Annotated in this window: 27 protein-coding genes; 11 read left to right on the plus strand and 16 right to left on the minus strand. The window is 59.0% G+C overall.

Features of this window, described 5'->3' with window-relative positions:
* Position 1 precedes the first annotated feature (1 nt).
* A complete protein-coding gene (gene lolB / locus KQP88_RS04245; protein WP_216704929.1) occupies positions 2–619 on the minus strand; it encodes a lipoprotein insertase outer membrane protein LolB in 618 nt (205 codons plus the stop codon).
* Positions 620–623: 4 nt separating this feature from the next.
* On the minus strand, positions 624–2,351 hold the full coding sequence (locus KQP88_RS04250) for a tetratricopeptide repeat protein (RefSeq protein WP_074569149.1): 1,728 nt from the start codon (positions 2,349–2,351) through the stop codon (positions 624–626).
* A gap of 227 nt (positions 2,352–2,578) precedes the next feature.
* Between KQP88_RS04250 and hemA the strand changes: the two genes are divergently transcribed.
* The 6 genes from hemA (at position 2,579) to KQP88_RS04280 (ending at position 7,965) form a co-directional block, all read left to right on the plus strand.
* Entirely contained in the window at positions 2,579–3,856 is a 1,278-nt protein-coding gene (gene hemA / locus KQP88_RS04255) for a glutamyl-tRNA reductase (RefSeq protein ID WP_216704930.1), read from the plus strand.
* Entirely contained in the window at positions 3,853–4,935 is a 1,083-nt protein-coding gene (prfA, locus tag KQP88_RS04260) for a peptide chain release factor 1 (RefSeq protein WP_200995376.1), read from the plus strand. Before hemA ends, prfA begins: the two co-directional genes overlap by 4 nt.
* Positions 4,936–5,772: a peptide chain release factor N(5)-glutamine methyltransferase gene (gene prmC, locus KQP88_RS04265; protein ID WP_216704931.1), complete on the plus strand. Its 837-nt coding sequence runs from the start codon at positions 4,936–4,938 to the stop codon at positions 5,770–5,772.
* Positions 5,766–6,518 carry a molybdopterin-synthase adenylyltransferase MoeB gene (locus tag KQP88_RS04270; RefSeq protein WP_216705886.1) on the plus strand — a complete coding sequence of 251 codons (753 nt, stop codon included), beginning with the start codon at positions 5,766–5,768 and terminating at the stop codon, positions 6,516–6,518. Before prmC ends, KQP88_RS04270 begins: the two co-directional genes overlap by 7 nt.
* Entirely contained in the window at positions 6,515–7,330 is an 816-nt protein-coding gene (murI, locus tag KQP88_RS04275) for a glutamate racemase (protein ID WP_200995379.1), read from the plus strand. Before KQP88_RS04270 ends, murI begins: the two co-directional genes overlap by 4 nt.
* 116 nt (positions 7,331–7,446) lie before the next feature.
* Positions 7,447–7,965 carry an acyloxyacyl hydrolase gene (locus KQP88_RS04280; RefSeq protein WP_200995380.1) on the plus strand — a complete coding sequence of 173 codons (519 nt, stop codon included), beginning with the start codon at positions 7,447–7,449 and terminating at the stop codon, positions 7,963–7,965.
* A 193-nt stretch (positions 7,966–8,158) separates the two neighbouring features.
* Here KQP88_RS04280 and KQP88_RS04285 read toward each other — a convergent pair whose 3' ends face one another.
* The 12 genes from KQP88_RS04285 to KQP88_RS04340 all read right to left on the minus strand — a co-directional run bounded on the left by KQP88_RS04285 (position 8,159) and on the right by KQP88_RS04340 (position 18,139).
* Positions 8,159–8,473 (minus strand): YkgJ family cysteine cluster protein, encoded by a 315-nt coding sequence (locus KQP88_RS04285; RefSeq protein ID WP_371856552.1) that lies wholly within the window; start codon positions 8,471–8,473, stop codon positions 8,159–8,161.
* Positions 8,470–8,985, minus strand: coding sequence for a DUF2878 domain-containing protein (locus KQP88_RS04290; RefSeq protein WP_216704932.1), 516 nt, complete (start codon positions 8,983–8,985; stop codon positions 8,470–8,472). The genes KQP88_RS04285 and KQP88_RS04290 overlap by 4 nt, the downstream gene beginning before the upstream one ends.
* A complete protein-coding gene (locus tag KQP88_RS04295) occupies positions 8,978–10,249 on the minus strand; it encodes an SAM-dependent methyltransferase (protein ID WP_216704933.1) in 1,272 nt (423 codons plus the stop codon). Before KQP88_RS04295 ends, KQP88_RS04290 begins: the two co-directional genes overlap by 8 nt.
* Positions 10,233–11,036, minus strand: a complete 804-nt coding sequence (locus KQP88_RS04300; protein ID WP_200995383.1) for a DUF1365 domain-containing protein — start codon at positions 11,034–11,036, stop codon at positions 10,233–10,235. The genes KQP88_RS04295 and KQP88_RS04300 overlap by 17 nt, the downstream gene beginning before the upstream one ends.
* Positions 11,033–12,280: an NAD(P)/FAD-dependent oxidoreductase gene (locus KQP88_RS04305; RefSeq protein WP_200995384.1), complete on the minus strand. Its 1,248-nt coding sequence runs from the start codon at positions 12,278–12,280 to the stop codon at positions 11,033–11,035. Before KQP88_RS04305 ends, KQP88_RS04300 begins: the two co-directional genes overlap by 4 nt.
* Complete coding sequence (locus KQP88_RS04310) at positions 12,277–13,065, minus strand: SDR family NAD(P)-dependent oxidoreductase (protein WP_216704934.1); 789 nt, start codon at positions 13,063–13,065, stop codon at positions 12,277–12,279. The genes KQP88_RS04305 and KQP88_RS04310 overlap by 4 nt, the downstream gene beginning before the upstream one ends.
* Positions 13,062–13,484, minus strand: a complete 423-nt coding sequence (locus tag KQP88_RS04315; RefSeq protein WP_198726714.1) for a nuclear transport factor 2 family protein — start codon at positions 13,482–13,484, stop codon at positions 13,062–13,064. Before KQP88_RS04315 ends, KQP88_RS04310 begins: the two co-directional genes overlap by 4 nt.
* On the minus strand, positions 13,477–14,925 hold the full coding sequence (gene phrB, locus KQP88_RS04320) for a deoxyribodipyrimidine photo-lyase (RefSeq protein ID WP_216704935.1): 1,449 nt from the start codon (positions 14,923–14,925) through the stop codon (positions 13,477–13,479). The genes KQP88_RS04315 and phrB overlap by 8 nt, the downstream gene beginning before the upstream one ends.
* Positions 14,926–14,934: 9 nt before the next feature.
* Positions 14,935–15,843 carry a MerR family transcriptional regulator gene (locus KQP88_RS04325; RefSeq protein ID WP_216704936.1) on the minus strand — a complete coding sequence of 303 codons (909 nt, stop codon included), beginning with the start codon at positions 15,841–15,843 and terminating at the stop codon, positions 14,935–14,937.
* Positions 15,844–15,846: 3 nt separating this feature from the next.
* A complete protein-coding gene (locus tag KQP88_RS04330) occupies positions 15,847–16,809 on the minus strand; it encodes a YbgA family protein (RefSeq protein ID WP_216704937.1) in 963 nt (320 codons plus the stop codon).
* A 131-nt stretch (positions 16,810–16,940) separates the two neighbouring features.
* Positions 16,941–17,156, minus strand: a complete 216-nt coding sequence (locus KQP88_RS04335; protein WP_025258617.1) for a TIGR02450 family Trp-rich protein — start codon at positions 17,154–17,156, stop codon at positions 16,941–16,943.
* Positions 17,153–18,139, minus strand: coding sequence for an NAD(P)/FAD-dependent oxidoreductase (locus KQP88_RS04340; protein WP_200995388.1), 987 nt, complete (start codon positions 18,137–18,139; stop codon positions 17,153–17,155). Before KQP88_RS04340 ends, KQP88_RS04335 begins: the two co-directional genes overlap by 4 nt.
* A 303-nt stretch (positions 18,140–18,442) precedes the next feature.
* Here KQP88_RS04340 and KQP88_RS04345 point away from each other — a divergent pair, with 303 nt between their 5' ends.
* Both KQP88_RS04345 and hemH read left to right on the plus strand, forming a co-directional pair.
* Positions 18,443–19,345 (plus strand): TIGR01777 family oxidoreductase, encoded by a 903-nt coding sequence (locus KQP88_RS04345; RefSeq protein WP_216704938.1) that lies wholly within the window; start codon positions 18,443–18,445, stop codon positions 19,343–19,345.
* A gap of 22 nt (positions 19,346–19,367) precedes the next feature.
* Entirely contained in the window at positions 19,368–20,393 is a 1,026-nt protein-coding gene (gene hemH / locus KQP88_RS04350) for a ferrochelatase (protein WP_216704939.1), read from the plus strand.
* Positions 20,394–20,461: 68 nt separating this feature from the next.
* Here the strand turns inward: hemH and KQP88_RS04355 are convergent, their stop codons facing one another.
* Both KQP88_RS04355 and upp read right to left on the minus strand, forming a co-directional pair.
* Positions 20,462–21,727, minus strand: coding sequence for a uracil-xanthine permease family protein (locus KQP88_RS04355; RefSeq protein ID WP_025258621.1), 1,266 nt, complete (start codon positions 21,725–21,727; stop codon positions 20,462–20,464).
* Positions 21,728–21,731: 4 nt separating this feature from the next.
* Positions 21,732–22,370, minus strand: coding sequence for a uracil phosphoribosyltransferase (gene upp / locus KQP88_RS04360; protein ID WP_025258622.1), 639 nt, complete (start codon positions 22,368–22,370; stop codon positions 21,732–21,734).
* A 208-nt stretch (positions 22,371–22,578) separates the two neighbouring features.
* Between upp and KQP88_RS04365 the strand changes: the two genes are divergently transcribed.
* The 3 genes from KQP88_RS04365 (at position 22,579) to KQP88_RS04375 (ending at position 24,067) form a co-directional block, all read left to right on the plus strand.
* Positions 22,579–23,136 (plus strand): hypoxanthine-guanine phosphoribosyltransferase, encoded by a 558-nt coding sequence (locus KQP88_RS04365; RefSeq protein WP_025258623.1) that lies wholly within the window; start codon positions 22,579–22,581, stop codon positions 23,134–23,136.
* A gap of 85 nt (positions 23,137–23,221) precedes the next feature.
* Positions 23,222–23,713: a hypothetical protein gene (locus KQP88_RS04370; RefSeq protein WP_200995391.1), complete on the plus strand. Its 492-nt coding sequence runs from the start codon at positions 23,222–23,224 to the stop codon at positions 23,711–23,713.
* 66 nt (positions 23,714–23,779) lie between these two features.
* Entirely contained in the window at positions 23,780–24,067 is a 288-nt protein-coding gene (locus tag KQP88_RS04375) for a PA4642 family protein (RefSeq protein ID WP_025258625.1), read from the plus strand.
* The last annotated feature ends 113 nt before the right edge of the window (positions 24,068–24,180 follow it).

Genomic DNA, 24,180 nt, shown 5'->3' on the forward strand with positions numbered 1-24,180 from the left:
CTTATTGCCCCAGTTTGCGGGGCTGCCAGTCCTTGATGACCAGCGTGACGTCCAGATCCTGGCCGTGCAGCTTGATGCGTTCAGGGAGCCAGTAACCGTTCTGCTCGGCATAGCTGAGGTATTCCACCTGCCAGCCATCCTGTTCGAGGCTGGCCAGACGGCTGTCGTCATCCAGGGTCAGGCTGCTCTTGCTGTCGGGAGCGGGAAGGCCGCGTACCCACCAGACGAGGTGCGAGACCGGAAGTTTCCAGCCCAGTTGATCCTGCAACAGGGTTTCCGGGCTGGTCGCTTCATAGCGACCCTGATTGGCCACTTCGAGAGTCACGCCGCCGGGACGCCCGGTCAGGCGTGCCGCGCCACGTCCCAGAGGGCCGGAGAGGCGGATGTCGTAATAATCCTGGCGTTGCAGCCAGAACAGGGTCCCGCTGCCGGAGTCCCTGGGAGCACGAATGCCGACCTTGCCGTTGATCTGCCAGCCGTCGAGGCTGCTCAGTTGTTGCTTGTGTTCGCGCCATTGCGCGGCGTCGCCCTTGCCCTGAAGGGCTTCGCGGGAAGTCAGGCCGGCACAGCCGGTGAGCAGGGCAATGAGGCTGAATACGATTACATGGCGCAAAAACATAACGTCAAAGATTCTCTGATCCGGTCAGGCGCAGCACGGTGCTACGCAGAATAGGGCTGTCAGGTTGCTGTTCCAGGGCTTTACCCCAGACTTTACGGGCTTCACGCTGTTCGCCCTTGGCCCAGAGCACTTCGCCCAGGTGAGCGGCGACTTCGTGGTCGGGGAAGCGTTCGAGCGCCATGCGCAGCAGGCGCTCTGCCTCGTCCAGGTTGCCCATGCGGTAATTGACCCAGCCCAGGCTGTCGAGCACGGCAGGATCGTCCGGTGTCAGGGTGTGAGCCTTTTCGATCAGCTCCCTGGCTTCGGCGTAGCGGGTCGTGCGATCCGAAAGGGTGTAACCCAGGGCGTTCAGGGCCATGGCGTTTTCCGGTTCGCGCTTGATGATTGCCCGAAGGTCTTTTTCCATCTGCGCCAGGTCGTTGCGCTTTTCAGCCAGCATGGCGCGTGTGTAAAGCAGGTTCACGTCGTCCGGATACTGTTTGAGCGCCTGATTCAGCACTTGCCAGCCACGGTCGGGCTGATTGTTGCTGGTCAGGGTTTCGGCTTCGATCAGGTACAGCTGGATCGCGTAGTCCGGCTGCGAGTCGCGGGCTTCGGCGAGGCGTTTGGAGGCTTCGGCGGCATTGCCGTTGCTCATCAGAATGTCGCTCTGGCGAAGCTGGGCGGACAGGAAGTCACTGCCCGGCCCGACCTGTGCGTATTCGGCAAGGGCGCTTTGCGGGTCGTCGCGCTCTTCGTGGATACGGCCCAGGTTCAGGTGCGCGGAGTCGACATGCGCGCCTCGTTCCACCAGCTCTTCCAGATAAACGGCTGCCTCGTCCCAGGCCTTGGCTTCCAGGCAGACCAGCGCCAGGGAGAAACGCAGTTCGTCGTCATCCGGGTATTGTTTCAGAAGGCTGGAGAACTGCACCTTGGCGTCTTCCATGCGGTTCTGTTCGACCAGCATGCGGGCGTAGGTCAGGCGCAGGCGTTTGTCTTCCGGGTATTTCTTGAGGCTTTTTTCCAGGATCGGCAGTCCTTCCTTGCCACGACCCATGCCTTGCAGCAGGCGGGTGCGCAACAGGATCGGCGCGATTTCGCCATCCTTGGGCGGATTGTCTTCAAGCAGGCGCAGTGAGCGTTCGGAGTCTCCGTTCTGCTGGAGCAGCAGCGCCTTGCCGAAAATCAACTGGCCGTTGTTCGGGTATTTGCCCAGCAGCCGGTCGAAACTCTTGAGCAGACCATTGCGGGTATCGGTGTCGGTTTCTGCGGCAGAGAGCGCCAGGAAGTCGAAATGCGTATCGCCCTGACCCTGCAGAACCTTCTCCATGTACATCATGGAGTCGTCATAGCGTCCGGAGCGTGCCAGCTGAATCGCAGCGGCTCTTTGCGCTTCCAGGTTGGTCGGGTCGTTGCGCGCCCAGATCATGGCGGTATCCAGAGCGGCCTGATCGGCGCCCAGATACTCGGCGATGCGATAGGCCCGCTCGGAAACGCCCGGATCCTGGGTCTTGACCGCCTGGGTGACGTAATTGTCGAGCGCAATGTCGAAACGGTTACGCTGGCCTGCCAGTTCGGCACTGAGCAGGCTGACCAGGGTGTCCTGAGTGAACGAGCCATAGACCAGCGGCTTTGTTTCAGGCGCGGGAGGTGTGTCTTTCTGTTCAGTCACAGGTTGCTGTGAGACGGGAGCCATGGACTGGCAGCCGCCGAGAAAGACAAGGGCGAGGAACAACGCGGAGGATCTAGTCATATATAAGAAAGGCGGCTTACCTGCGGTTTGGAGCATCATGACACAAGGCTGTCGGCAAAACCCACCACCGGTGGAAAAACTACTGCAACAGCGGTTCTGACGGCGTCGCCACCCCAAAAAGGGGGCCTGCGACGAGCGATTCTAGTGGGACAATAATATGCAGTGGTTGTTCTGAGCTTATTGAAGTAGGACAATTGCTGGCTTCACGTCACCACCAGCGACCCTGAATGGCCTTCCTTGCACTTGGTATTAACCATAAGACTGCCTCGGTAGACGTTCGCGAGCGCGTGGCATTTACGCCAGAACAGCTGGTCGAGGCCTTGCAGCAGCTTTGCCGTCTTACCAGCAGTCGCGAAGCCGCGATCCTCTCGACGTGTAACCGTAGCGAGCTGTATATCGAGCACGACCAGCTCGCAGCCGACAGCATTCTGGCCTGGCTGGCGGACTACCATCACCTGAGCCTCGATGAACTGCGCGCCAGTGCCTACATTCATGAAGACGATGCCGCCGTGCGTCACATGATGCGCGTGGCTTCGGGGCTGGACTCTCTGGTACTCGGAGAGCCGCAGATTCTCGGGCAGATGAAATCCGCCTATGCCGTGGCCCGTGAGGCGGGAACCGTTGGTCCGTTGCTCGGGCGTCTGTTCCAGGCGACCTTCAGCGCCGCCAAGCAGGTGCGCACCGACACGGCCATTGGTGAGAACCCGGTATCGGTGGCGTTTGCCGCCGTCAGCCTGGCGAAACAGATTTTCAGCGATCTGCAGCGCAGTCAGGCGTTACTGATCGGCGCGGGCGAAACCATCACGCTGGTTGCCCGGCACCTGCGTGATCTGGGCGTAAAGCGTATTGTGGTTGCCAACCGGACCCTGGAGCGTGCCAGTATTCTGGCTGCCGAGTTCGGCGCCCATGCGGTGCTGCTTTCGGATATTCCGGCAGAACTGGTGAACAGCGATATCGTGATCAGTTCCACCGCCAGCCAGTTGCCGATTCTGGGCAAGGGCGCGGTGGAAAGCGCCTTGAAGCTGCGCAAGCACAAGCCTATTTTCATGGTGGATATCGCTGTTCCTCGCGATATCGAGCCGGAAGTCGGCGAGCTGGACGACGTTTACCTCTATAGCGTCGATGATCTGCATGAGGTGGTCGCTGAAAACCTCAAGAGTCGGCAGGGTGCTGCCCTGGCGGCCGAACAGCTGGTCAGTATCGGCGCCGAGGACTTCATGTCCCGTTTGCGCGAACTGGCGGCCGTCGATGTATTGCGTGCCTATCGTCAGCAAAGCGAGCGACTGCGCGACGAAGAGCTGAGCAAGGCGCAGCGCATGCTGGCCAACGGCAGCAATGCCGAAGAGGTCTTGATTCAACTGGCCCGTGGCCTGACCAACAAACTGCTGCACGTTCCCAGCGTTCAGCTTAAAAAGCTGTCTGCCGAAGGCCGCGTCGATGCGCTGGCCATGGCTCAGGAACTTTTTGCCCTCGGTGAGGGCTCGACGGATAAACCTTCGCAATGAAAGCTTCACTGCTCAATAAGCTGGATGTGCTCAGCGACCGTTTTGAAGAATTGACCGCGCTGCTTGGCGATGCGGAAGTTATCAGCGACCAGACCAGATTTCGTGCCTATTCCCGTGAATACGCCGAGGTAGAGCCGGTTATCGAGACTTACAGGCAGCGCATCAAGGTGCTGGCCGATCTGGACGGTGCCCAGGCGCTGCTCAAGGACAACGATCCGGACATGCGGGAAATGGCCGTCGAGGAAGTCCGTGAAGCCAAGCAGCAGTTGCTGGAGCTGGAGGCGCAGTTGCAACGCATGCTGCTGCCCAAGGACCCCAACGACGGGCGCAACGTGTTCCTGGAAATCCGTGCCGGTACGGGCGGTGACGAGGCGGCTATCTTCTCCGGCGACCTGTTCCGCATGTACTCGCGCTATGCCGAGCGTCGTGGCTGGCGCGTGGAAATCCTTTCGGAAAACGAAGGCGAGCATGGCGGCTATAAAGAAGTCATTGCCCGTGTCGAAGGCGAAAACGTCTACGGCAAGCTGAAGTTCGAGTCCGGCGCCCACCGCGTACAGCGTGTGCCCGAAACCGAGTCGCAAGGTCGTATCCATACCTCGGCCTGTACCGTGGCGGTGTTGCCCGAGCCTGACGAGCAGCAGGCGATCGAAATCAACCCGGCAGACCTGCGTATCGACACCTATCGTTCTTCCGGTGCCGGTGGGCAGCACGTCAACAAGACCGACTCGGCCATTCGCATTACCCACTTGCCATCGGGTATTGTCGTGGAGTGTCAGGAAGAACGTTCGCAACACAAGAACAGAGCCCGGGCAATGTCCTGGTTGTCTGCCAAACTGAATGATCAGCAGACCAGTGCCGCTGCCAATGCCATCGCCAGCGAGCGCAAGCTGCTGGTGGGGTCCGGTGATCGTTCGGAGCGTATTCGCACCTATAACTTCCCTCAAGGGCGAGTGACGGATCACCGCGTCAATCTGACGTTGTATTCACTGGACGAAGTTCTGGCCGGTGGCGTCGATGCAGTGATAGAGCCGCTACTCGCTGAATATCAGGCTGATCAACTTGCGGCACTGGGTGAGTAAATGACCATCATCGCCAGCTTGTTAAGAAGCGCTGAACTTCCCGACTCACCAACTGCGCGCCTGGACGCCGAGTTGCTGCTGGCCGCTGCCCTGGGCAAGCCGCGCAGCTTCCTGCATACCTGGCCCGAGCGCATTGTCAGCACCGAAGCGGCGCTGACGTTCGCCAGTTACCTGCAACGCAGGCGCACCGGTGAGCCCGTGGCTTATATTCTGGGTCAGCAGGGTTTCTGGAAGCTCGATCTGGAAGTCGCGCCGCACACACTGATTCCACGTCCCGAAACCGAAATGCTGGTCGAGGCGGCGCTGGAACTGATACCGGCGTTTGCGCCGGCTCAGGTTCTGGATCTGGGCACCGGCAGCGGGGCGATTGCCCTGGCACTGGCCAACGAGCGTCATCTGTGGAAGGTGACGGCCGTGGATCGGGTGCTGGAAGCCGTGGCCCTGGCCGAACGCAACCGCCAGCGTCTGCAACTGGACAACGCCGTGGTGCTCAACAGCCATTGGTTCAGTGCGCTGGAGCAGAACCGGCAGTTCGACCTGATCATCAGCAACCCGCCTTACATCGCCGATGCCGACCCGCATCTGGAGGCCGGTGATGTCCGTTTCGAGCCGAGCAGCGCACTGGTTGCGGGTGCCGATGGCCTGGACGACCTGCGAGCTATTGTCCAGCAGGCTCCAGCCTATCTGCGCAGTGGCGGCTGGTTGTTGCTCGAACATGGCTATGACCAGGGCACCGAAGTGCGCAACCTGCTGACTGCCAATGGTTTCGACCGGGTGCAGACCCGACGTGATCTGGGCGAGCACGAGCGCATCACCTTTGGATGCCTGCTGTGCTGACCGATCAGGAACTGCTGCGTTACAGTCGGCAGATCCTGCTGCAACACGTCGATATCGACGGGCAGATACGGCTCAAGAGCAGCCGTGCCCTGATCGTCGGCCTGGGCGGCCTGGGTTCTCCGGTGGCGCTCTATCTTGCTGCTGCCGGCGTGGGTGAGTTGCATCTGGCCGATTTCGACAGCGTTGACCTGACCAATCTGCAGCGTCAGGTCATTCATGATAGCCAGAGCATCGGGCAGGCCAAGGTGGATTCCGCCATGGCCCGTCTGACGGCCATCAATCCCGAAGTGACACTGGTCGCCCATCGCGCTGCACTGGATTCCGACTCCCTGAGTACTGCCGTGCAAGGCGTTGATCTGGTGCTCGATTGCTCGGACAACTTCGCGACCCGCGAGGCTGTGAATGCGGCTTGCGTCGCTGCCGGCAAGCCTCTGGTCAGCGGCGCGGCGATCCGCCTTGAAGGTCAGTTGTCGGTGTTCGACCCGCGCCGTGCCGAGAGTCCTTGCTATCACTGCCTGTACGGTCACGGCAGTGAGGCCGAACTGACGTGCAGTGAAGCTGGCGTCATCGGGCCTCTAGTGGGGCTGGTGGGCAGCCTGCAGGCCCTGGAAGCCCTGAAGCTGCTGGCGGGTTTTGGCGAGCCGCTGGTAGGACGTCTGTTGCTGATCGATGCCTTGAGCACCCGTTTCCGGGAACTGAAGGTCAAGCGCGATCCGGCGTGCGGTGTATGCGGTGCTGCTCAATGACCGGCACTTCCACGCCTTTTAGCCGTAATGCGCCAGTAGGGGTTTTCGACTCAGGTGTCGGCGGGCTTTCGGTACTCACCGAAATCCGTCAGTTGCTGCCCAACGAATCCCTGCTGTATGTCGCCGACGGCGGGAATATTCCCTACGGCGAAAAGCCCCCTGAATTCATCATCGAGCGTTGTCTCACGATTGCCGGTTTCTTCCGGGAGCAGGGCGCCAAGGCGCTGGTGCTGGCCTGCAATACGGCGACGGTGGCAGGTGTTGCGCACATACGCCAGCGCTACCCCGGCTGGCCTGTTGTCGGTATGGAACCAGCGGTCAAGCCGGCCGCTGCCGCGACTCGCAGCGGAGTGGTGGGGGTTCTGGCCACAACCGGCACCCTGCAAAGCGCCAAGTTCGCGGCTTTGCTCGACCGCTTTGCCAGCGATGTGCGGGTGATCACCCAGCCTTGTCCTGGGTTGGTGGAACTGATCGAAACCGGTGATCTGCTCAGCCCGACCATTCGCCAGTTGCTCTGGCGCTATGTCGAGCCTCTGCTGCTTGAAGGCTGCGACACCATCATTCTGGGTTGCACACACTATCCGTTTATCAAGCCACTGCTGCGTCAGATGATTCCTGATTCCATCAGCCTGATCGACACGGGCGCGGCCGTCGCCCGTCAACTCCAGCGTTTGCTGGCCCAATCCGATCTGTTGTCCACCGGTCCTGTGTGCGAAACATCCTACTGGACGAGTGGCAATCCAAATGATTTCAAAAAAATTCTGCCTGCCCTATGGCAAAGCGCTGGCAGTGTGCGAAGCTTAGGTTTGTAAAAAAATCGTGAAAAAGCTTTTTGGGCGCTGAACCAACGCTTTGCTGCTGCTTTCTATAACTGCGTCTGCCAAGTTCCAGCACTTTCCAATAACTACCATATGAAATGGATGTTTCTATGAAGCGACTTTTATGTGCGGCCGTGTTTTCGGCTGCTCTCGCAGGGCAAAGCTCGATGGTACTGGCTGATGGGGTCGAGTTTTCGGTAGGCCACACCAGCCAGTCGACCATGACCTATCGTCTGGGCGTACAGTTTGATTGGGACAAAAGCTGGCTGAAAAGCGATGTCGGCCGTCTGACCGGCTACTGGGACGGTGCCTACACCTACTGGGATGGCGATAAACGCTCCAGCAACAACAGCCTGTCGTTCTCGCCAGTGTTTGTTTATGAGTTCGCAGGCCAGAGCGTGAAGCCTTACATCGAGGCGGGTATCGGGGTTTCGGTGTTCTCCAACACCCAGGTCGAAGACAACAAGCTGGGCTCGGCCTTCAACTTTGAAGACCGTATCGGTTTTGGTCTGCGCTTCGCAGGCGGTCATGAAATCGGCATTCGTGCCACTCACTATTCCAACGCTGGCATCAAGCAGCCGAACGACGGGATAGAAAGCTACGCCCTGCATTACAAGATGCCGTTCTGATAGTGAACGACAAGGCGGGGGGAGAGTTTGTGGTAATGCTGATCAGTTAAGGTCACAAATCACTGTGTGGGAGGGGCCTTGGCCGCGACGATATGCTGAAGACAACACATTTTCAGCGCCTGAACTGGCTGTCGCGGCCAAGGCCCCTCCCATGGATTGTGTTCCAGCCACCTGTTTTTGAAGTCAGCCTCTTTCAAAGATAAGCCGTAGCAATCCCCAGCCGTTCATTCAGGCACTCTTCAGAACCCTCTTCGAATTCGCGGCAGATCAGCGGGCGTTTTTCGTAGATGGTGCACATCATGGTGTTGCGATCCAGCGCCGCGCACCAGCCGTCATCCAGGCGCAGCATGACTTCGCCGCCCCATTCATCGGTATCGATATAACGCGCGGGCACGCCTGTGTCTGTGATGAGCATCACTTCCAGTTGGCAACAGCAGGCTGCGCAGGTCGAGCAGGTGACTTTCGGTTCGCTTGGAATCTGGGTCAGGGTAATGAGCGGGGCTTTCAGTGGTGGGCTCCGGTGTGTCGGTTGATGAGTGGATGAGCAGCCAGCCCCTGAAGCAAAGGAAAGACGACGGCCCAGACCGCGCCCAGTATCAGCAGGCTTGGCCATAACCCCATTGGAAACTGGGCCTGCGCCAGTTGTGAGCCGGCATAGTAAGACATCGGACCGCCAATCGCGCCAAGCAGGCTGGCACGCCACCAGGGTTTGGCAGTCCAGGCCAGACAATGATTGAGCGTGGTTGCCAGCACCGCCCAGAGTAGTACCAGCCATGCAGGAATCAGTGGGCCACTGGTGCCGAAATCGAATACCCCGAGATTCATCAGGACACTGTCCAGCAGAGTCCCCAGAACTGTGACGGCCAGCAGCAATCTGCCCTCACGCGCCCAGGAACTTGTCCACAACAGGTGTATGACCAGTACACCGGCTGCAATCAGCAGCCAGTAACTGTTGCCGCCCAGCACACAGGTGAACCAGCCGATCTGGAACAGCACTGCATTGGCGACGGTTTTAAGCATCGAAGAGCCCCAGTACCGGAGCACGCAATGCCTCGGGTTTGGCCAGCAGCAACTGCGCGGTGCCGATGGTTCGCTCCAGAAAACCACCTTCGCAATAGCACAGATAGAACTCCCACAGACGCAGGAAGTATTCGTCGTAGCCCAGGTCCAGCAAGGCGCTGTGTGCCTGTTTGAAGTTTTCGTGCCACAGGTGCAGGGTGCGGGCGTAATGCAGGCCGAAGTCTTCCATGTGCAGCAGGTTCATGTCGGTGTCGCCGCCGACGATTTCCAGCATCTTGTGGACCGATGGCAAGGCACCACCCGGGAAGATATAGCGCTGGATGAAGTCCACGTTCTTCCTGGCCTGCTCATAACGCTGCTCGCGAATGGTGATGGCCTGCAAGAGCATCAGCCCGTTGCTCTTGAGCAGGTGCGAGCACTGCTTGAAGTAGGTCGGCAGAAACCTGTGGCCCACTGCTTCGATCATTTCGATGGACACCAGCTTGTCGTACTGGCCGGTGAGGTCGCGATAATCCTTGAGCAGCAGGGTCACGCGGTCCTGCAGGCCCAGTTGCGCCAGCCGCTGTTCGGTGTAGGCGAACTGCTCTTTTGACAGCGTGGTAGTGGTAACCCGGCAACCGTAATGCTGCGCGGCATAAATCGCCATGCTGCCCCAGCCTGTACCGATTTCCAGCAGATGATCCTCGGGTTTGAGGGCCAGTTTCTGGCAGATGCGCTCCAGCTTGTTCAACTGGGCTTGTTCGAGGCTGTCGTTCTCGTTCAGGAATTGAGCGGCGGAATACATCATCGTCGGGTCGAGAAACTGCTCGAACAATTTATTGCCCAGGTCGTAATGGGCCGAGATGTTTTTCTGCGAGCCTTTACGGGTATTGCGGTTGAGCCAGTGCAGGCCCTGGACCATGGGGCGTGTCAGGCGTGCAATGCCGCCTTCCATGGCATCGAGCACATCGAGGTTGCTGACGAACACCCGCACCACTGCCGTCAGATCCGGCGTGGTCCAGTAGCCATGAATAAAGGCTTCGCCTGCGCCGATGGAACCGCCGCTGGCAACCAGCCCCCAGATCGCGGAATCGCGGATATGGATTTCTGCCTGAATCAGCGCTCCGGCCTTGCCGAATACATGGCGTTCCGAGCCGTCATTGACTACCAGCTGGCCGTTGCGCAGTTTTGCGAGCTGGCGCAATACGCCACGGCGCAGGAAGTTGGTGGTCAGATTATGGGTACCCAGATTGGCAGAAAAACCACTACTACTGATGTTTTTCATTATGTCGATCCTTGGGTTGCGGGGTGCCAGTACGGTATTCACCGTCAGCAGTCTGATGATTGAAAATCGGGATGCGCTTGAGAAGCAGGCGTACGGCCTGCCAATAGATCGCAAGACAGGTTTTGGCGGTCATCCAGGGATAGGCAAGCAGATAGCGATGCAGCGTCTGGCGGCTGAGAGGCTGGCGATTGAGGTTGAGTGTGGCGTCGAACACCTTCAGCTCACCTTGCCAGTCAGCCATGTGCACGCCGATTCTTTCGGCGGGCTGGCTGAAGCTCATGCGGTATTCCAGGTCGCGTGGCAGAAACGGAGACACATGAAATGCCTTGGCCACGGCGAAGTGCTGATGGCCTTCGCCAGTGGCGGGCAGGACGTAGTGATACCGCTCGCCCCAGGGTGTATTGGTGACTTCACACAGGATGGCGGCCAGTGATCCGTCGACTTCATGGCAGTAGAAAAAACTCACCGGGTTGAACGACAAACCCCAACTGCGGGCCTGGGTCAGCAGGCAGACCCGACCCAGCGGCATATGACCCAGCGCTATCCCGACCCGCTCGCGTACCGCTTCGATCAGCGGCACGCCGCGCCCGGTCAGTTCCGGCAGATAGTCATGCTCCCGGAATGAAAACGGCGAAAAGCGCTTGTCCCCGGCCAGCGGTGACAAGTTGAGCACGGCGTCCTGCTCGTCCAGATCCAGATAGAGCAGGCCGATTCGATAGTTGAATTCGTGGGCCCTTGGCGCAAAGCGCCGATGGGTGATCCAGCCGCTGTAAAGGGCGCTGTTCACAGCGACTCACCCAAGGCTTCGGCCACGCGCAGGCCGCTGACGACACCGTCTTCGTGGAAACCGTTGGCCCAGTAGGCGCCGCAGTACAAGGTGTTTTCGACGCCGTTGATTTCCTGCCAGCGCGCCTGGGCCGCAATGGCATCCAGGCTGTATTGCGGGTGAGCGTAGCGATAGCGGCCGAGAATCTTCGCCGGGTCGATGGCGTCGGTCTGGTTCAGGCTGACGCAGAACGTGGTATCGCTCTGGATGCCTTGCAGAATGTTCATGTCGTAAGTGACCGCCGCCAGTTGCTGTTCGCCACCGCCAAGACGGTAGTTCCAGCTGGCCCAGGCCAGCGTGCGCTTGGGCAGCAGTTTGGTGTCGGTGTGCAGGACCACATCATTCTCGGCATAACGCAGGGCGCCGAGGATGTCCTGTTCGGTCTGCGAAGGCTGGGCCAGCAGTTGCAAGGCCTGATCGCTGTGACAGGCGAAGATCACCTTGTCGAAGCGTTCGCTGCCCGCCGCGCTGTGCAGTGTGACGCCTTCGCTGTCGCGTTCGACCCGATGCACGGGGCAGGACAGGCGAATACGGTCTTTGAACGATGCGGTCAGCGGCTCGATATAACTTCTGGAACCGCCCTCGATCACGCACCACTGTGGGCGGTGAGTGACAGAAAGCAGCCCGTGGTTCTTGAAGAAGCGCACGAAGAATTGCAGGGGGAAACCCAGCATGTCTGCCAGTGACATCGACCAGATGGCTGCGCCCATGGGCACGATGTAATGATCGATGAAGCGCTGGCCATAACGACCGTTTTTCAGATACTCGCCCAAGGTCGTGTCTGCCGCGATGCGCTGGTTTTCCAGGTCGGCCACTGACTGGCGATTAAAGCGCAGGATATCGCTCAGCATGCCCCAGAACTTTGGCGACAGCAGGTTGCTGCGCTGGGCGAACAGACTGTTGAGGTTGTTGCCGTTGTATTCGACGCCACTGCGCGGGTCATGCACCGAAAAACTCATTTCGGCCGGTTTGAATGACACGCCCAACTGGCCGAGCAACTTGATGAAGTTGGGGTAGGTCCAGTCATTGAAGACGATAAAGCCGGTATCGATGGCGTAGGCACGTCCCGCGACTTGCACATCCACGGTATGCGTGTGGCCGCCGATCCAGTCGGATGCCTCGAACACGGTGATCTCATGGGAGCGGTTGAGCACGTAGGCGCTGGTCAGGCCCGAGATGCCGCTGCCGATGATGGCGATCTTCATTGAACGTCCTTATTCGAGGTAGGGGTGCGAGCCATGCGTTTGCCAATGGCGAACCTTGCACGGGCTGGCAGCAGGGCCAGCAGGCGCAGGCTGAGAATGAACGGGCCGGGGAACGATATCTCCAGCGGGCGCCGGGGCAGCTCCATTTTTTTGGCAATGTAGCTGGCTGCCTTTTCCACCGGCCAGCGCATGGGCATCGGGAAATCGTTTTTTGCGGTCAGTGGCGTCTCGACGAAGCCCGGGCTGATCACGGTGACGTCGATATCTTCACAGGCCAGGTCCAGGCGCAGCGATTCCAGCAGGTAACGCATGCCGGCTTTCGAGGCGCCATAGGCTTCGGCCCGTGGCAGTGGCAGATAAGTCACCGCACTGGCCACGCCAGCCAGATGGGGTTTTATTCCTTTGCGCAACAAAGGCAGTGCTTCCTGAATACAGAAGCTGGTGGCCAGAAGGTTGGTACGAATCACCCGTTCAACCAGCGCGGCGTCGAAATGTTGGGCGTCAAGGTACTCGCAGGTCCCGGCATTGAGGATGGCGCTGTCCAGAGCCCCCCATTCCTGCTGGATACGATCGCCCATGTTCTTGACTTGCTCTCCATCGGTGATATCGCCGATGAGCACCATCACCTGACCCGGATAACGGTTCGACAAATCCTGCAAGGGCGCTTCGGTTCTGGCAGTCAGCGCCAGTTGGTGCTTCGCGTCGAGCAACTCTTTTGCCAGGGCGAGGCCAATACCGCTGCTGGCACCAGTCAACCAGATACGACGTGCATATGACGTGTTCATGCCAACCTCTTCTTCAGCCAGGCAATCAAGCCTCCCATGATGGGGAGGTGTTCATAGAGCAATGCGCCGGCATCGAAGTAATCCCGGTGCCGGTAAACCTTTTCGTGCCAATGCAGATGCGAACAGCCTTCGACCTTGATGACCCGACCCTTTTTCAGGCGCGGGTGTGAGTAACTCATGGTCCAGACCAGATAGCCTTCGCCGGGCCTGACTTCATCGAAGTGGTGGAAATCGAAATGCAGGTCACTGACATTGCTGTACAGCTGGGCGAAGTAGTCCTGCATGGCCGACAGGCCCTGAATATGGTGCAGCGGGTCTGTGAACGACACGTTGTCGCTGTACAGGTCGGCCACCCGCTCAAGGTTGTCCTTGTTCAGGGCTGCGAAGTCATGGGCGAAGCGTTGCAGGAATTCACTCATGGAGCGCATCCGCTGCAGGCTGGCGATGGGGCAGGGCCTTGAACGCGGCCAGGGCCCGCTCGCGGCTCTTGCTCAGGTCGACAATCGGGGACGGATAGTTGGCGACACCGAACAGCCCGCCCACAAGCGCCGGGTTATGCACCTCTTTCTTGTTGAGGCTGGCCAGTTCCGGCAACCAGTGCTTGATGAAACGCCCTTCAGGATCGAATTTTTCCGATTGCGACAGTGGATTGAAGATGCGGAAATAAGGGGCCGAGTCGGTGCCTGTGGATGAGCTCCACTGCCAGCCGCCGTTATTGGCTGCCAGATCCCCGTCGATCAGGTGGCGCATGAAAAAGCGCTCGCCCTCGCGCCAGTCGATCAGCAGGTTCTTGGTGAGGAACATTGCAACGACCATCCTTAGTCGGTTATGCATCCAGCCTGTTTCCAGCAACTGGCGCATGGCAGCATCGATGATGGGCAAACCGGTGCGGGCTTCCTGCCACGCGGCCAGTTCGCTTGGAGCATTACGCCATTTGACGGCTTCGGTTTCCGGGCGAAATGCGCGATGCCTTGAAACACGAGGGTAGCCCACAAGAATGTGTTTATAGAACTCCCGCCACAACAGTTCATTGATCCAGGTCACTATTCCGGTGTTTCCGGTCTCGAACTCTCCGTCATTGCTCATCAGTGCGGCGTGCAGGCATTGGCGGGGTGAAATCACACCGGCTGCGAGGTAGGCCGATAACTGGCTGGTACCGGGCTTTGCAGGGAAATCCCGTTCGCTCTGGTAGTAGCGGATCTGATCGTCGCTGAAGGTAGCCAGGCGCTGGCGGGCTTCGTGTTCGCCAGCAGGCCAGAGTTCGCGCAGTGTTTTGGACGGGGTGGCAAAACCTTCGACCTGATCGGGCACCGAATCGCTTTTGATCGACAGCGGCTGCTGGGCTTTTGGCAGATTGATGAGGCGCGGCATCGCTTCGTGCAGGCGTGCATAGCAGACCTTGCGGAACTGACTGTAGACCTGAAAGTAGCCACCGGTCCTGGTCAGAATGCTGCCAGGCTTGAACAGCAGTTGATCCAGATAGCTGTTGAAATGGACACCGGCTTTTTCCAGCGTCTGGCCTACCGCCTGATCGCGGTTGCTTTCATTGATGCCGTATTCTTCATTGGTGTGCACGCCTTTGACGGCATGCTCCGCACAGAGCGTTGCCAGCACTTCAGGGGCTTTGTCCCAGGTGTCGGCTTCGCGGATCAGCAATGGAACATTCAGCCCGGCGAGGGCTTTTTCCAGCTCGACCAGATTGCGCAGCCAGAAATCCACCTTGCAGGCGGCATCGTCATGGTTCTGCCATTGAGTGGGACTGACCAGATACACCGCAAGCGTCGGACCCCGCTCCATGGCAGCGGCCAGGGCGGTATTGTCGTGAACGCGCAAATCGCTACGCAGCCAAAACAGTTGCATGTGAAATCCTTAAATGAGTCCGAGCCTGTTCAGTTCGATCTGTGCACTGAGCGGATCTTGAGCAAGGGTCAATCCTGCAATCTCGTTCGCACATACGAGCAAATCGGCATAGTGGATCTGTACCGTTGATCCGCTGAGAACGATCGGGCAGGAAATGTTGCTCAATAACCTTGGCAATTGAGCAGGATTCAGCGATTTACTGGAATAAAGCAGCACGCCGCGTGGTTGCAGGTATTCGGTGGCCAGCGCCAGTTCGCCTGGGGGCAGCGGCCAGTCGAAGACTTCCACCGGGCAGTCGGCGCTGCTGACCAGCCAGGCCACGAGCCACAAATGCGGCTCCAGCGGCAGGTCGGACTGGTTCACCAGCAGTAACGGCTTGCCATTGAGTTGCCGGTTGTTGTGGTAGATGCGTGCGCCGAGCTTGCTGCGCAGCCACGAATAAAAGAACGCCCGCTCCATCTGCGCGCCGAACTTGCCCTGCCAGCGCTTTTCCAGCTCGGCCAGCAGCGGCAGCAACAATTGCTCACACAAAGTCCGGGGTGGATACAGCGACATCGCCTGATTGAACACATCGTCGACCCGGCGCTCGGCCAGTTCGCCGATGGCCTGCAACAGCGTCTGGCGCAAGGCATCCCAGTCGTTGCCGGGGGTGAAGCTTTCCGGTTGTTGCTCATCGATCAGGGCCTTGACCTGACTCACGGATACCCCGCGGTTGAGCCAGGTCAGGATCGTCATCACCCGATGCACATGCTCCTGGGTGTACAGCCGATGTCCCTTGGCGGTGCGATGAGGGACGATCAAGCCATAGCGTCGTTCCCAGGCTCGCAGGGTAACGGCGTTGACTCCGGTCAGGCGTGCGACTTCACGGATCGGCAGCCAGTCATCCTGCTGGTGCGCTTCCTGGTTTGTATCGTTCATGGTTCAGATCGCATTTCGCAGGCTCAGGTTTTCCGGATGCGGCTGCATGTAAACCTGCAGCGCAATATACGGATCGGGGTGTTGGCGAAAGTGGTGCTTGAGCAGGGTCAGCGGCACGATCAAGGGCACGATGCCCTGATGGTACTGAGAGATAAGGCGCTGGATTTCCTGCTTGTCCTCGGTATCGAGGTGATTCTTGAGGTAGCCGCTGAGGTGTTGCAGCACGTTGGTATGGGTGCGGCGGGTGGCGCATTTTTTCAGTGCTGCCATCAGTTGGCTGAAATAGCGTGGGGCGATCTCGTTGGGATCGCTGCGGCCCATGCTGCCCAGCATGTTGCCCAATACCTTGTATTGCTGTGGATTGCTGGCCATGAGCTGATATTTGTAGCGCGAATGGAATTCGCTCAAGGCGCGGCGGGTCACGCCGTCTTTCAGCAGCTTTTGCCAGGCAGCGTAGGCGAATACCCGGGTGACGAAGTTTTCCAACAGCACGGCGTCATTGAGCCGGCCATCTTCTTCGACCGGCAAGTCGGGGTGACTGGCACAGAAGCTCTGGGCATAGATGCCGCGTCCACCGCCATCCACGGGCGAACCGTTCTCGTGGTAGACCTTGACTCGCTCCAGGCCACAGGACGGTGATTTCTGCATGAAAATATAACCGCAGATATCGCCCATTTCGCCAGCCATGTGCAGCCCGTAATCGGCCAGAGCCTGAGTGACATTCAGCTCTCTGTTGACGGTGCCCACTGCCTGGGGATTTATCGGGTCGCCCACCAGCCGGATCGGCTCTCGTGGAATGCCCATGCCGATGGCGACTTCCGGGCAGGCCGGTACGAAATCGAAATACTCACTCAGGGCGCGAGTACACAGGCGCGACTCTTTATGGCCGCCATTGAAGCGTACCTCCGCACCCAGCAGGCAGGCGCTGATTCCCAGTTTTGGCTTATCGATCACAGGCGCTGACATCACAAACCCCTACGCAAGACTTGTACAGATCAATAAGTCTGTACAACTTGTCTCATCATAGGTTTGTAGCTGTACAAGTCAAATTCTTTGTACAAGAATTTCAGGCGTGTTTATTCAGGAAGCGGGCCCGCTCACTTCCAGCCCATGCGCCAGACCTCGGAGTTCTGCAGGACCTGCCACGGCAAGCGTTCGCTGCGGTGAGTCATCACGGCTTGCAGTTCAATCTCCAGGACCGTGCCTTCCTCGTCCTTGAACAGCTCGGTCACCAGAAAGTGTTTTTCGCGGTTGAGCGGCACTGCTGCGGTCCATTTCGACAGCAGCAGTTTGCGGGGATTGATGGTATTCACTTGAGGTGTTCCAGCAGACGGCGTGCAGCTTCCTGGCCGCTGAGCCATGCGCCTTCGACGCGACCGGACAGGCACCAGTCGCCACAGACGTAAATGCCCAGGTCGGCATCGGAAAGTGCGCCCCATTCGTGAGAGCCGGCCGGTCGTGCATACAGCCAGCGGTGTGCCTGGCTGAAGACCGGAGCAGGCATCGGGCAGTCGATCAGCTCTGCAAATGCACCATGCAGATGTTCGATGACTTGCTCTTTGGGCATGTCCAGATGTTGCCTGCTCCAACTGCTGGAAGCATGCAGAACCCAGGTGTCCAGGGTGTCGTCACGTTGAGGTTTGCTGCGATTGCGCGCCAGCCAGTCCAGCGGGCTGTCCTGTACGAAACAGCCTTGCATCGGGGTTTGCAGCGGGGTGGAGAAGGCCAGGGCAACGGCCCAGGTCGGGTCCATTTTCACGCCGGTGACCACGCTTGCCAGTTTCGGTGCCGCCGCCAGCAGCGTCGCTGCCTGAGGCGCCGGTATGGCGAGGACAACATGGCTGAAAGGGCCGTGGTTGTTGCCATCGGCGTCTTGCAGGTTCCAGTGCTCTTCACCGAGAAAGACTTCGGTGATGCGGCACGAGAATGTCACGGGCAAATCGTCCAGAAGGGCGCGGGTAATGGCGCTCATGCCCGGTGTGCCGACCCAGCGTACCTGCTCGTCCGGCGACGGGCTGAGCCTGCCGCCATGGAAGTTGTACAGCAAGGGTGTCCATTCGGCCACGTGACCTTTGGCCTGCCACTGATTGACGGCTGCCACAAAGCGACGATCACGGGCAGTGAAATACTGCGCGCCCATGTCGAGAGAACCTGCCTCACTTCGCTTGCTCGACATTCGTCCGCCGCTGCCGCGGCTTTTGTCGAAAAGATGTACGTCGTGCCCGGCAGCCTTGAGCGCCTGAGCAGCAGAGAGTCCGGCGATACCGGTACCGATGATTGCGATAGGTACAGTCATAGGGGCCTCGTTACCTTGTCTGCACAGACTACGCCGTAGTTAAAACCTGTACAATCTCCGTTTTTGGTATAACTTGCAGTCGTTCTCGATTTTACGGCTTATAGTCAACTGCAACCCATGCGCTTCACGACGGTCAGTCTGTTGCCTGTAGACAATGGGCCAACTGCCCGGGCTGGGCAGTAAAGCTCCGATTCATTCAGGCGTGGCCTATGGTTGAGCAAAGGATTTTGCTTTTGCGGATAAGCCAGACCCGTAAAAAATAGACTACTCAATTGCCACGAACGCCACGCGAGGTAACCTGCCATGCACATATTGCTGACCGGCGGTACAGGTTTGATCGGACGAGCACTCTGCCGACTCTGGTCTGCGCAAGGTCATCAATTGACGGTCTGGAGCCGTCGGCCCGCTGACGTGGCTGGGCTCTGTGGTCCGTCGGTGCGTGGCATCGCCCGTCTGGAAGAACTGAACGAGCAATCCATCGATGCCGTCATCAACCTCGCGGGCGCTCCGATAGCCGACCGGCCCTGGACGCGCAAGCGCAGGTTGCAACTGTGGAGCAGCCGTATTGGCCTGACCGAGCAACTGCTGGCCTGGCTGGAAGGGCGGCAGCAAAAGCCCGAAGTGCTGATTTCCGGCTCTGCGGTCGGCTGGTATGGCGATTCGGGTGAACACGAGCTTGATGAAAGCTCGCGACCGATCAAGGAAGACTTCGCCAGCCAGCTTTGCAGCGCCTGGGAAGAAACCGCTCAGCGTGCCGAAGCCTTGGGCATTCGCGTGGTGCTGCTGCGTACGGGCCTTGTGGTGTCGGATCAGGGCGGTTTTGTGAAGCGCTTGCTGCTGCCTTTCAAGCTGGGCCTGGGTGGCCCGATCGGCAATGGCCGGCAATGGATGCCCTGGATTCATATCGAAGATCAAATCGCGGCGATTGATTTTCTGTTGAACCGTCGCGATGCCCGAGGTCCTTATAATCTCTGCGCGCCCACACCGGTGCGCAATCGTGAGTTTGGCAAAACGCTGGCGGGTGTCCTGGGGCGGCCCGCCTTCATGCCGTTGCCGGGGCTGGTGTTGCGTGTGGCGCTGGGTGAGTTGTCCGTGCTGCTGCTGGGTGGCCAGCGTGCCCGACCGGCGCGTTTGCTGGAGGCAGGTTTTACCTTCCGATTTACTGATCTGCGCGCTGCCCTGAGTGACTTTTCGGGCCGCCACTGAAGCCATTGAAATAGGATGTTGCATGACCGATCACGCGCTCTTGCTGGTCAATCTGGGTTCGCCTGCTTCCACAGCAGTGCCGGACGTACGCCGGTATCTCAATCAGTTCCTGATGGATCCTTATGTCATCGACTTGCCGTGGCCGGTTCGCAGGCTGCTGGTCTCGCTGATCCTGATCAAGCGTCCCGAGCAGTCGGCGCATGCGTATGCATCCATCTGGTGGGATGACGGCTCTCCGCTGGTTGTGTTGAGCAAGCGCTTGCAGGAGGCCATGAAAAAGGAATGGACCCAGGGTCCGGTCGAGCTGGCGATGCGTTATGGCGAGCCCTCCATCGAAACAGTGCTCACGCGTCTGGCCGGGCAGGGCATCAGGAAAGTGACGCTTGCCCCGCTTTATCCACAGTTCGCCGACAGCACCGTCACGACGGTGATTGAAGAGGCCAGGCGGGTCGTGAAGGCCAAGTCGCTGGCAATGGAATTTTCACTGCTCAAGCCTTTTTTCGATCAGGACGAGTACATCGACGCCCTGGTGGAAAACGTTCGCCCGCATTTGCAGCAGCCTCACGATCACCTGCTGCTGAGTTTTCACGGCCTGCCGGAAAGGCACCTGACCAAGCTCGACCCTACCGGCAACCACTGCCTCAAGAATGAAAACTGCTGCATGACCGCTCCGCCGGAAGTGGTCGCTACCTGCTATCGCGCGCAATGCATACGCTCGGCGGCAGCCTTTGCCGAGCGCATGGGGATTCCTGATGGTAAATGGTCGGTGTCGTTTCAGTCGCGTCTTGGACGTGCCAAGTGGATCGAACCCTACACCGAAGCGCGTCTTGATGAGCTGGCAGCCCAGGGCGTGAAGAAGCTGCTGGTGATGTGCCCGGCATTCGTTGCCGACTGCATCGAGACGCTGGAAGAGATCGGGGATCGTGGAGCGGAGCAGTTCAAGGAGGCGGGCGGCGAAGAGTTGGTGCTGGTGCCTTGCCTGAATGACGACCCGAACTGGGCCAGGGCCTTGAACCGGTTGTGTGAAAAGGCACAACCGATGCAATAAGTCCAACCCGCAGTAGGAGCGAATTCATTCGCGAACAGCATCACGAATGAATTCGTTCCCACCCGTATTTATGGCAACTGCTTGTTCTTCCAGCTGTCATTGCCCGGCAGAATCAGGTTCAAGGCAATCGCAGTAATGGCGCACAGGGCGATGCCCTTGAGGCCGAAGTCATCGGGACCGTTGCCGGTGCCGATCAGCACGCCGCCGATACCGAACACCAGGGTCACCGAAACAATCACCAGATTACGTGCCTCGGCCAGATCGACCTTGTGCCGAATCAGTGTGTTCATCCCCACCGCAGCAATCGAACCGAACAACAGGCACAGAATCCCGCCCATGACCGGCACGGGAATGCTCTGCAGCAGCGCACCGAACTTGCCGATGAAGGCCAGGGCAATGGCGAAGACCGAAGCCCAGGTCATGATGGCCGGGTTGTAGTTCTTGGTCAGCATCACCGCGCCTGTCACTTCGGCATAGGTGGTGTTGGGCGGGCCGCCGAACAGGCCGGCTGCCGTGGTCGCGATACCGTCGCCAAACAGGGTGCGATGCAGGCCCGGTTTTTTCAGGTAGTCGCGTCCGGTCACGCTGCCGACCGCGATCACTCCGCCGATGTGCTCGATGGCCGGAGCCAGTGCCACCGGCACAATGAACAGGATGGCTTGCCAGTTGAACTCAGGTGCCGTGAAGTGCGGCAGAGCCAGCCAGGGTGCTGCGGCAATCTTCGCGGTGTCCACCACGCCAAAGTAGAACGACAGCGCAAAGCCCACCAGCACGCCGGAAATGATCGGCACCAGACGGAAAATGCCTTTGCCGAACACGGCCACGATCAGCGTCGTCAGCAGGGCTGGCATCGAGATCAGCATGGCGGTCTTGTAGGGGATCAGCTCGGCGCCGTCACCCGACTTGCCCATCGCCATATTGGCGGCAATCGGCGCCATGGCCAGACCGATGGAGATGATCACCGGGCCGATGACGACCGGTGGCAGCAGGCGATCGATAAAGCCCGTGCCCTTGATCTTCACGGCCAGGCCCAGGAAGGTGTAGACGAAACCCGCCGCCATGACACCGCCCATGGTCGCGGCCAGGCCGAACTGGCCCTTGGCGAGAATGATCGGAGTGATGAAGGCAAAGCTCGAGGCCAGGAAGACCGGCACCTGACGGCCCGTAACCATCTGGAACAGCAACGTGCCCAGGCCCGCAGTGAACAGCGCCACGTTGGGGTCGAGGCCGGTAATGAGCGGCATCAGCACCAGGGCGCCAAAGGCCACGAACAGCATTTGGGCGCCGGAAAGTACCGTGCGCCACAGTGGATCGTTGAATTCGGACTGCTTCATCGAATTACGCGTCCTTTTGCTTGGTGCCGAAGATCTTGTCACCCGCATCACCCAGACCCGGAATGATGTAGCCATGTTCGTTCAGGTGCTGGTCGATGGACGCTGTGTAGATGATCACGTCCGGGTGAGATTTCTCCACGGCAGCGATGCCCTCGGGCGCAGCGACCAGCACCATGGCGCGGATTTCCTTGCAGCCCGCTTTCTTGAGCAGGTCGATGGTCGCGATCATCGAACCGCCGGTGGCCAGCATCGGATCAATGATCATCGCCAGACGCTCGTCGATTTCCGGGACCAGCTTTTCCAGGTAAGTGTGGGCTTCCAGGGTTTCTTCGTTGCGTGCCAGGCCCACGGCGCTGACCTTGGCGCCCGGAATCAGGCTCAGCACGCCGTCGAGCATGCCGATACCGGCGCGCAGGATCGGTACGACGGTGATTTTTTTGCCAGCGATCTTCTCGACCTGTACGGTTCCGCACCAGCCTTCGATGTCGTAGCTTTCCAGCGGCAGATCCGAGGTGGCTTCATAAGTAAGCAGTGCGCCGACTTCCTGTGCCAGCTCACGGAAATTCTTGGTGCTGATGTCAGCGCGGCGCATCAGGCCGAGCTTGTGGCGGATCAGCGGATGACGGATTTCACGAATGGGCATAAGAAAAGGCTCCAGCAGGGGGCAAAAAAACGGCCTAGATTAATCTATTCAGCTGTGACTGTCTTAAAGCGCATGCAGTATCGTGACGCAAGGTATGAATCCTTGCCCTTGGGCACCACTCGCAACGTTAGTCCATAATCGCTTGCCCTGAATGAACGGGATGCGTACCTTTGCCCGCTTTTCTCAAACTGCCCATCTGGAGAGCTTCATGTCCGCTGATCTCGAGCATATCCGTCAAATCATGCGCGAGGCCGATTGCCTCTACACCGAGGCTGAAGTCGATGCTGCCATCGCTCGCGTCGGAGCGCAGATCAACGCTGAACTGGCCGACCGTAATCCTGTTGTTTTCTGTGTGATGAATGGCGGCCTGATCTTCTCGGGCAAACTGCTGACGCATCTGAACTTCCCGCTGGAAGCGTCTTACCTGCACGCGACCCGCTATCGCAACGAAACCACCGGTGGCGACCTGTTCTGGAAAGCCAAGCCGGAAGTCTCGTTCATCGATCGTGACGTGCTGATCATCGACGACATTCTCGACGAAGGTCATACCCTGGGCGCCATCATCGACTTCTGCCGCCATGCCGGCGCTAGTGCGGTGCACACCGCGGTGTTGATCGACAAGGATCACGACCGCAAGGCCCGTCCTGATCTGAAAGCCGATTTCGTTGGCCTGCCATGCGTGGACCGTTATATCTTCGGCTACGGCATGGACTACAAAGGTTACTGGCGCAATGCTGCCGGGATCTATGCGGTCAAGGGCATGTAATTGATCGTCGCGCCAGGAATGCCCCCAAGGGGTATTCCTGCGCTGTGGCACAGGAATGAGTGCGGGTTTCTCAGGGAAGTTCTGAATGAAATTATCGATTTCCGGCGCCATGGCGCTTGCGGTGTTCTGCGGTCTGGCATCGGTTGCACCGGCTTACGCTGAACCCATGCATGGCCAGTACCTGCCTCCCGATGATCTGAACCTGCGCGCAGGTGTGCCCGAACAGCAGCAGTTGCTGCAGATAACCGAATACTCGGTGGTGATTGGCAATCAGCGCCAGTCCAGCCAGCAGCCGATCCCCATTACGTCACCGACGCTGCTGCGCCTCAAGGGCAAGCCGCTGAACAAGGGCGCGACCATTTCCGAAGTGATCATTCACTTCGATGCCGAAAGCAAGAGTCTGAAAAAGCCGACCTACGATGAGTCGTCCCGGATTCTGACGCTCTATTACCCGGTCAACCAGTATCGGGCCGTGGTGGACCTGCTGCGCAATGAAAAGGTTTATTGCCAGTTTCTTGTCTATGCCAACGGCCATGTCTGGGCCGATCTGCATACTGCGGTGCTACGCACGCGTTGAGCCGCGCACGCGCACAAGGGTAAACTGCCCGCCCGTGAAAGTGTATGCGACCAGTTGGAGCCCGCAATGCGTAAAGACAAGAAGCAGTTGATTGGGGACGAGATCGGCGATGAGCAGATCAAACTGTTCCTCGACTTCGAGCCGTACGATGCCACCTCGCCGTCGCTGCACAAATTGATCAAGGCTTACCGTGGCCTGCGGATCGATGACTTCGAGCGTTTCCTGGTGTTCTTCAAGGAAGCCGGTTACGACCTGGATGGCAAGGATGAGCAAGGCAACGATTTCGTCGCCCTGATCAAGGATCAGCGCAATGCTGAAGACTATATCGAGCTGATCGCCCAGGCTCGCGGATAAATCTGTTCCTGCGGCGTGGGAGCGAATTTATTCGCGAAACGGTATTTGAGGCGACGCATCACTGTTGGATGTACCCTTTCGCGAATGAATTCGCTCCCACACAAGCTAATTCA

The sequence above is a fragment of the Pseudomonas lijiangensis genome, assembly GCF_018968705.1.
Lineage (GTDB): Bacteria > Pseudomonadota > Gammaproteobacteria > Pseudomonadales > Pseudomonadaceae > Aquipseudomonas > Aquipseudomonas lijiangensis.